This is a genomic window from Streptomyces sp. MMG1533 (genome assembly GCF_001279775.1).
GTDB lineage: Bacteria > Actinomycetota > Actinomycetes > Streptomycetales > Streptomycetaceae > Streptomyces.
This window is the reverse complement of the sequence record NZ_LGDG01000255.1, coordinates 50031-56189: the sequence shown is the minus strand read 5'-3', so window position 1 is coordinate 56189 and position 6159 is coordinate 50031. Positions and strand designations below refer to the sequence as shown.

At 72.5% G+C, this 6159-nt stretch carries 8 protein-coding genes; 7 read left to right on the top strand and 1 reads right to left on the bottom strand.

Features of this window, described 5'->3' with window-relative positions; genetic code table 11:
• The 6 genes from ADK57_RS37305 to ADK57_RS50675 all read left to right on the top strand — a co-directional run.
• Positions 1 to 299: ADP-dependent NAD(P)H-hydrate dehydratase (locus ADK57_RS37305; RefSeq protein ID WP_324612256.1), on the top strand; the 299-nt coding region annotated here is incomplete at its 5' end.
• A 235-nt stretch (positions 300 to 534) separates the two neighbouring features.
• Entirely contained in the window at positions 535 to 1422 is an 888-nt protein-coding gene (locus tag ADK57_RS37300; RefSeq protein WP_053754117.1) for a L,D-transpeptidase family protein, read from the top strand.
• A 45-nt stretch (positions 1423 to 1467) separates the two neighbouring features.
• Positions 1468 to 2637: an alanine racemase gene (gene alr / locus ADK57_RS37295; protein ID WP_053754116.1), complete on the top strand. Its 1170-nt coding sequence runs from the start codon at positions 1468 to 1470 to the stop codon at positions 2635 to 2637.
• 116 nt (positions 2638 to 2753) lie between these two features.
• Positions 2754 to 4010, top strand: a complete 1257-nt coding sequence (locus tag ADK57_RS37290; RefSeq protein WP_053754115.1) for an alpha/beta fold hydrolase — start codon at positions 2754 to 2756, stop codon at positions 4008 to 4010.
• Positions 3976 to 4488, top strand: a complete 513-nt coding sequence (tsaE, locus tag ADK57_RS37285; protein WP_053754114.1) for a tRNA (adenosine(37)-N6)-threonylcarbamoyltransferase complex ATPase subunit type 1 TsaE — start codon at positions 3976 to 3978, stop codon at positions 4486 to 4488. Before ADK57_RS37290 ends, tsaE begins: the two co-directional genes overlap by 35 nt.
• 139 nt (positions 4489 to 4627) lie before the next feature.
• Complete coding sequence (locus ADK57_RS50675) at positions 4628 to 4798, top strand: hypothetical protein (RefSeq protein ID WP_199830770.1); 171 nt, start codon at positions 4628 to 4630, stop codon at positions 4796 to 4798.
• Between the two features lie 20 nt (positions 4799 to 4818).
• On the opposite strand, the gene ADK57_RS37280 is transcribed toward ADK57_RS50675, so the two are convergent.
• On the bottom strand, positions 4819 to 5370 hold the full coding sequence (locus ADK57_RS37280) for a hypothetical protein (protein ID WP_053754113.1): 552 nt from the start codon (positions 5368 to 5370) through the stop codon (positions 4819 to 4821).
• 123 nt (positions 5371 to 5493) lie between these two features.
• Here ADK57_RS37280 and tsaB point away from each other — a divergent pair, with 123 nt between their 5' ends.
• A complete protein-coding gene (gene tsaB, locus ADK57_RS37275) occupies positions 5494 to 6150 on the top strand; it encodes a tRNA (adenosine(37)-N6)-threonylcarbamoyltransferase complex dimerization subunit type 1 TsaB (protein WP_053754112.1) in 657 nt (218 codons plus the stop codon).
• The last annotated feature ends 9 nt before the right edge of the window (positions 6151 to 6159 follow it).

Here is a 6159-nt window from a genome sequence, read left to right as displayed (position 1 = left end):
GGTATGGGGCGACCGTGCTGCTGAAGGGGTCGACGACGTTGGTGGCCGACGCCGGGGGTGGGGCGGTGCGGGTGAATGCGACGGGGACGTCCTGGCTGGCCACGGCCGGTAGTGGGGATGTGCTGTCGGGGCTGGCGGGGTCGTTGCTGGCGGCGGGGCTTTCGGCGTTGGACGCGGGGAGTGTGGGGGCGTATCTGCATGGGCTGGCGGGGAGGTTCGCGGCGGACGGGGCGCCGGTGGGGGCGCATGATGTGGCGGCGGCGGTGCCTCGGGCCTGGCGGGATGTCGTACGGGAGTGAATCGGGGCGGGGTGTTTGGGTGTGCGGGGTGCGGGGGAGTGGGGGTGCCCTCGGGGTATTTCGCCCCCGCCGCCCCTACCCGTCCCGTCCCTGGGGGCTGCGCCCCCAGACCCCCGCTTTCGGCCTGAACGGCCTCGTCCTCAAACGCCGGACGGGCTGAGCGATGCTCGGCAATGTGGGTGACCTCGCCGCGCGGCAGCCTCTCTGTGGTTCGTCTCCGCGTTTGTCTGATCGCATGATCAGCAGACGTATCGCGCCTCGATGTCTCGCCGTACTTCTTGCCGCAGCCACCGCCCTCCCCGTCGGCACCGCCGCCGCCGACCCGGCACTCCCGGCCCCCGGGCCGGAGGCCGAGCTCGTCCCCGGGATTCCCCCGGGGCCTTATCAGCCGTGGCAGATCGACACGCCGGATCAGGCGTTGCCGCCGAGGGTGTACCAGCCCGGTGCGGAGGAGGACGCGGTGGAGCCGCGGGATGCGGCGGCGGGGACGTACGAGCTGGTGGAGCTCGTGCCGCTGGGCGACGCCGTCGCGCGGGTGACGTGCAGCAAGTTGACCGGGCCGTATCAGCGGCAGGTCGAGCGGTGGCTGAAGCGGAAGGTGGACGGGAAGCAGTCGGCGGGGGACTGCAAGGCGATTCGGGCGTTTCAGGTGAAGCAGAAGATCAAGCCCGCCATCGGGTTCGCCGGGGCCGTCACCTGGGCGCGGATGCAGCTCATCTCCGCTGAGAAGAACCCGAACGCCGCGAAGAAGTGTCCGGTGCGGTCGTATCGGGTCGCCTGTGTCGATCTCACTCGGCAGCTGACCTGGGTGCAGAAGGGGGAGAAGGTCGTGTACGGGCCCGTGCCCATGCGCAGCGGGCGGGCCGGGTACCGGACCCGGGCCGGGTGGCACACGGTCTACTGGCGGCACAAGAACCATGTGTCGACGCTCTACAACCAGCCCATGCCGTACTCCCAGTTCTTCAGCGGCGGACAGGCGTTCCACGCCGTCTACGGCAGCATCTTCACCACGGTCGGCTCCATGGGCTGCGTCAACCTGCGTCTGAGCGACGCCCGCGCGCTGTGGAGTGTGCTGAAGAAGGACGACCGGGTGTACGTGTGGGGGCGGAGGCCGGGGACGTAGGCGTCCGGCGGCCCTGTCGGACCCCTCTGAGACACTGGGGGCGCGATGACTGAGACAGCACCTGCCCCGACCGCACCGCTGCGCGCCCGCGCCGAGATCGACCTGGCCGCGCTGCGGGCCAATGTGCGGGCCCTGCGCGCCCGTGCGGCGGGGGCGGCCGTCATGGCCGTGGTGAAGTCCGACGGTTACGGGCACGGGGCGGTGCCGTGTGCCCGCGCGGCGGTGGAGGCGGGAGCCACCTGGCTGGGTACGGCCACGCCCGAGGAGGCCCTCGCGCTGCGGGCCGCCGGGCTGAACGGCCGCATCATGTGCTGGCTCTGGACACCCGGCGGGCCCTGGCGGGCGGCCGTCGAGGCCGATCTCGACGTGTCCGTCAGCGGGATGTGGGCCCTCCGGGAAGTCACCGAGGCGGCTCGTGACGCCGGTACTCCCGCGCGCGTGCAGCTCAAGGCCGACACCGGGCTGGGGCGCAACGGCTGTCAGCCCGGTGAGGACTGGGCCGAACTCGTCGGGGCGGCGCTGCAGGCCGAGCGCGAGGGGCTTGTCCGGGTCACCGGGCTGTGGTCGCACTTCGCCTGCGCCGACGAACCCGGGCACCCCTCCATCGCCGCCCAGCTCACCCGGTTCCGGGAGATGGTGACGTACGCGGAAGGCCAGGGGGTGCGGCCCGAGGTGCGGCACATCGCCAACTCGCCGGCCACGCTCACGCTTCCCGAGGCCCACTTCGACCTCGTACGGACCGGAATCGCGATCTACGGAATCTCGCCGAGCCCCGAGCTGGGCAGCCCGGCCGACTTCGGGCTGCGGCCGGTGATGACGCTGTCGGCGTCCGTCGCGCTCGTGAAGCAGGTGCCGGGGGGCCACGGCGTCAGCTACGGACATCACTACGTCACGCCGGGCGCGACCACCCTCGGACTCGTGCCCGTCGGCTACGCGGACGGCATTCCGCGGCACGCCTCCGGGACCGGTCCGGTGCTGGTCGGCGGCAAATGGCGGACGGTCGCCGGGCGGGTCGCGATGGACCAGTTCGTCGTCGACCTGGGGGGCGACGAGCCGGAACCGGGGGCGGAGGCCGTGCTCTTCGGGCCCGGCGACCGCGGTGAGCCCACCGCAGAGGACTGGGCACAGGCCGCGGGGACCATCGCCTACGAAATCGTCACCCGGATCGGAACGCGCGTTCCCCGCGTCTATGTGAATGAGGAACAAGCGGGGTAACCCGCAAGAGCGCGGAAGAACAGCAAGCCCGGCACCACCCAGCAAACCCGGCACCATCCGGCACCACCTGTGTCACCCGACCCAGCGAACCAGCAGTCCGGCGAAGAGGAGCGGTAGTGAGCGAGAGCAGTGCGGAGGCCGTCGCGGACGCCGCCGCGGCCGTCGCCTCCGCCACGGGGGCGTCCGCCGGCTGGCGCCGGGCGACCGGCATCGCGGGCGCCGCCATAGGGGTGGTCGCCGCGGGCGCCGCGGCCGGAGTCGCCATAGAGCGGCTCACCGTCGGCCGCGGGATGCGGAAGAAGGCGCGGCTCGCGCTGGACTCGACCGGGCCGTACGGCTCGTTGCGCGGCTTGCCCGGCAAGGCGTACGCCGATGACGGCACCGAGCTGTACTACGAGGTCGACGACGTCGACCCGGACACCGCAGCCGCCTCGCTCGGGCCCCGGCGCCGGCGGCTCTTCGGCCGCAAGGCGCCCGCGCCCGTCACCGTCGTCTTCAGCCACGGCTACTGCCTCAGCCAGGACTCCTGGCACTTCCAGCGTGCCGCCCTGCGGGGCGTCGTACGGACCGTGCACTGGGACCAGCGCAGCCACGGCCGGTCCGCGCGGGGCGTGGCCCAGATACAGGACGGCGTGCCGGTCAGCATCGAGCAGCTCGGCCGCGACCTGAAGGCCGTCATCGACGCCGCCGCGCCGGACGGGCCGATCGTGCTGGTCGGGCACTCCATGGGCGGCATGACCGTCATGGCCCTGGCCGATCAGTACCCCGAGCTGATCCGTGACCGGGTGGTGGCGGTGGCGCTGGTCGGCACGTCGTCGGGCCGGCTCGGCGAGGTGAACTTCGGGCTGCCCGTCGCGGGCGTGAACGCCGTACGGCGGGTGCTGCCCGGCGTGCTGAAGGCGCTGGGGCAGCAGGCCGCCCTGGTGGAGAAGGGGCGCCGGGCCACCGCCGACCTGTTCGCCGGGGTCATCAAGCGGTACTCGTTCGCGTCCCGGGACGTCGACCCGGCCATCGCCCGGTTCGCCGAGCGCATGATCGAGGGCACGCCGATCGACGTGGTCGCCGAGTACTACCCGGCGTTCAACGACCACGACAAGACCGAGGCCATCGCCCACTTCGCGGACCTGCCGGTGCTCGTGCTGGCCGGGGTGGGGGACCTCGTCACGCCCAGCGAGCACAGCGAGGCCATCGCGGACCTGCTGCCGGACGCCGAGCTGGTGCTCGTCCCGGACGCCGGGCACCTGGTCATGCTGGAACACCCGGAGGTGGTCACCGACCGCCTCGCCGACCTGCTCACCCGGGCCGGTGCCGTACCCGCAGGAGCTACCGTGGGTGGCTATGGAAGCACCAGCACCGCCGCGCGACCCGGCTGACACCGAGCTGACCGTCACCTCCCCCGACCAGATGCGTGAGCTGGGGCGCCGCCTCGCCAAGCTACTGAGCGCGGGCGACCTCGTGATGCTCACCGGGGAGCTGGGCGCGGGCAAGACGACGCTGACCCGGGGGCTCGGCGAGGGGCTCGGGGTCCGGGGGGCCGTGACGTCCCCGACCTTCGTGATCGCCCGTGTGCATCCCTCCCTCGGGGGCGGACCGCCGCTGGTCCACGTCGACGCGTACCGCCTGGGCGGCGGCCTCGACGAGATGGAGGACCTCGACCTCGACGTCTCGCTGCCCGAGTCCGTGATCGTCGTGGAGTGGGGCGAGGGCAAGGTCGAGGAGCTGACCGACGACCGGCTGGAGGTCGTCATCCACCGGGCCGTCGGAGATACGACGGACGAGGTGCGGCACGTGACGCTGACCGGGCTGGGTGAGCGGTGGGCGACGGTGGATCTGAGCGTGCTGTCGACGTGAACGGCAGCTGAGATCGATGAAGGTTCCGACAAGGCGTCGGCAAGATGTTGCGCTCGACGTCTTGTGCGTGGTCACATGGTATCCAGTTCGTAGTTAGGTGTACCTAACTACGCCCGCCCCCGAACTTCAGGAGGCGTCCATGTCGGCTACCGAGAACAAGCCGGAGCCGCGGTCCCACCCGGTCGTCGCCGGGGTGTCCATGCGCGACCTGCTGGCGTCCTGCGCCGCCGCGCACGCGGTGTCCACGCCGCCCCGGCTGCCGGATCCCGGGACGCTTCGGCCACGTTCGGAGCACCGCGAAGCCGCCTGAGTGCGCTGAGCGGACAGGCCCTAGCGGATGACGACGACCTTCTCGCCGATCGTCGCGAACTGCCACATCGCGTCGCCGTCCGCCCGGGACTCCCGGACGCCGCCCGCCTTGGCCGTCGGCTTGGGCGCCGGCGCGGAGGCGTCCACCGCCGCACTGAAGCCCACGGGCACGCCTTTCACATTGGTGAAGCGCACGACGTGCTCGACGGGGGTGCCGTCGGTGCCGGTGACCTTGTTCGAGCGGGACGTGACCGCGTAGGTGCCCGGGGCCGGGTCGACGGTGCCCGGGCTGACCTTGAAGGTGCGGTGGACCTTGTTGCGCGGGCCGACCAGCCACACCCGGTTTTCGTTCAGCGAGTACACGACCCGTTGACCCGCACCGGAGCCGCCGGGCAGCGCGGCGGGGTTCGTCCTGTCCCGGGGTGTCTTCGAGGCGGCCGCCGCGGGCGAGCCGGTGTGCGCCCCGGCGAGGTCGGCGGGGACGCTCGCCGAGGCCCGGTAGGCGAGGAAGCCGACGGTCGCCAGGGCCGCCGCGGTGAGCCCGGCCACGATTCCCGAGCTGCTGCTTGCCACCGTCGTCCACCTCATGCCTCGTGTAGCTCGTGCGGTACGTCCCGCTTTGCCGCGACGGTAGCAGCAGGCGACCGCCCGACCTGGACGGCCGTGCCTGCGGCGCAGGAGCCGTAGGCTGTTTGCGTGCTCTTGCTCGCTCTGGATACCGCCACCCCCGCCGTCACCGTCGCGCTGCACGACGGCACGGACGTCATCGCCTCGTCGAGCCAGGTGGACGCCCGCCGGCACGGGGAGCTGCTGCTGCCGGCCGTCGACCGTCTGCTCGCCGAGGCCGGCCTCAAGCTGGACGCCGTCACCGGTGTCGTCGTCGGCATCGGTCCCGGCCCGTACACCGGGCTGCGCGTCGGCCTGATGACCGCGGACACCTTCGGGCTCGCACTCGGCGTGCCCGTGCACGGCGTGTGCACTCTCGACGGCCTCGCCTACGCGGCCGACATCGAGAAGGGCCCCTTCGTCGTGGCGACCGACGCCCGGCGCAAGGAGGTCTACTGGGCGAAGTACGCCGACTCCCGCACCCGCCTCACCGACCCCGCCGTCGACCGGCCCGCCGACATCGCCGACCGGGTGGCCGGGCTGCCGGCCGTCGGCGCGGGCGCGCTGCTGTACCCGGACACCTTCCCGGTCGCGCACGAACCCGAGCACGTGTCGGCCGCCGCGCTCGCGTCGTTGGCCGCGGAGAAGCTGGCCGCGGGCGAGGAACTCCCCGCTCCCCGGCCCCTGTACCTGCGCCGACCCGATGCCCAGGTCCCCAAGAACTACAAGGTGGTCACCCCCAAGTGACCCGCATCG

Bases quoted from the DNA above. Each gene is read 5' to 3' on its own strand.
- ADK57_RS37300 (WP_053754117.1), top strand. From the start codon at position 535: ATGATCAGCAGACGTATCGCGCCTCGATGTCTCGCCGTACTTCTTGCC.
- alr (WP_053754116.1), top strand. From the start codon at position 1,468: ATGACTGAGACAGCACCTGCCCCGACCGCACCGCTGCGCGCCCGCGCC.
- tsaE (WP_053754114.1), top strand. From the start codon at position 3,976: ATGGAAGCACCAGCACCGCCGCGCGACCCGGCTGACACCGAGCTGACC.
- ADK57_RS50675 (WP_199830770.1), top strand. From the start codon at position 4,628: ATGTCGGCTACCGAGAACAAGCCGGAGCCGCGGTCCCACCCGGTCGTC.